Raw genomic sequence first — 1,386 nt, forward strand, 5'->3', positions numbered from 1 at the left:
AAGCCTCGAATCGGATGGCCATCCGGTTCGAGGCTCAGTCGCTCTTCTCGCACAAAGTTTCCTCCGTGCAGATACAAGGGGTGCTCCAGGGAAAACCAGCGTCTCACTCCGCTGGAACACCCCTCATCCGTCTCGGCGCTAGCGCGCCGATCCACCTTCCCCCACAAGGGGGGAAGAAAGTGGCGCCTACCTTTGCGCCAGCCGCGCGCTTTCCACGGCGATCCCCAGCAGCGCCTGCCTTGCCAGCGCTACCGACAGGTCCGGCCGGCGCCGCGTCTGCAGCACGGCTGATTGCAGGCGGGTCAGCGCGCGGCCGAGCGCTTCGCTGTTCCAGCGCTCCAGCGCTCTCTCCACCAGCTTGCGGCGGGCGAAAAAGACCGGCGGGCGCGCGGCGGCAACGACGGAAGCGGCGTTGCGGCCGCCGGAGTCCATCTGGCCGCGCATGACCTGGATCTGCTGTATCTGCCGCATCGCCGAGGACAGCACCAGGAAGGGCTGGCCGCCACCCTGGCAATGGCGCGTGAAGGCGGTGTCGAAGTCGCCGATCCTGCCTTCGAGCAGCGCGTCGACGGCATCGTCATAAGAGGCACCGGACACGTCGCCCGACATGGCTCTCACCTCTTCCAGGCCGATTTCCTTCTGGCCGTGGGCGTAGAGGACGAGTTTTTCGATCTCGCCGCGCGAGGCCAGCCGGTCGCCGCCGAGATTGCGGCGCAGCGCCTGTCTGGCCTCCAGCGTCATCGACATCCCGGCCTTGCGCAGCTCGTCGTCGATGACGGTGTCGATGTCGCGGGCCTCGTCGGCGTAGCAAGGCAGCGCCATGGCGTTGTCGGCGCCCTCGACCAGGGCGCGTAATCCAACGCCTTTCTTCAAGTCGCCGGCCTCGATCAGGATGATGGCGTCCCGCACCGGCTCCGCCGTCAGCGCCTTGATGTCGTCGGCCAACGCCTTCTGGCCGCTGGCGTTGCGCACCCAGAGCAGCCGCCGGTCGGAAAACATCGGCACGGTGCGGGCTTCGTCGAGCAGCCGGCCCTCGTCGCGGTCGACCTCCGAACCCTCGAGCCTGACCACGGAGAACGGATCGTCGAGCCGCAGACCGGTCTTTGCGGCAAAGGCCTTCGCCCGCTCCGAGACAAGGCCGCGGTCGGGGCCATAAAGCAGGACGATCGAGATGCGCGGATCAGGCCGCGCGAGCCAGGAATCGACCTCGAAAGCTTTCTTCTGTGCCATGGAGGCTGGTTAGCATGATGCGCGGGTGGAGTGAACGGCGATCGGCACCGAGCACTCTTTTCCTTCTCCCCTTGTGGGCTTGTTGCGCAATTCTGGCATTGTGATTCACTTCGATTATTGCTCGGAGGGATTTGCGATGGCGGTGAAGCGGACGGG

At 66.0% G+C, this 1,386-nt stretch carries 1 protein-coding gene; it reads right to left on the minus strand.

Going from position 1 to position 1,386, the window contains the following annotated elements; translation table 11 throughout:
- Window positions 1-186: 186 nt before the first annotated feature.
- Window positions 187-1,230: a DNA polymerase III subunit delta gene (gene holA / locus M653_RS0131085; RefSeq protein WP_027146777.1), complete on the minus strand. Its 1,044-nt coding sequence runs from the start codon at window positions 1,228-1,230 to the stop codon at window positions 187-189.
- Window positions 1,231-1,386: the final 156 nt, after the last annotated feature.

Source organism: Mesorhizobium sp. WSM3626 (assembly GCF_000513935.1).
In the GTDB taxonomy this organism is placed as follows: domain Bacteria; phylum Pseudomonadota; class Alphaproteobacteria; order Rhizobiales; family Rhizobiaceae; genus Mesorhizobium; species Mesorhizobium salmacidum.

Bases quoted from the DNA above. Each gene is read 5' to 3' on its own strand.
- holA (WP_027146777.1), bottom strand. From the start codon at position 1,230: ATGGCACAGAAGAAAGCTTTCGAGGTCGATTCCTGGCTCGCGCGGCCT.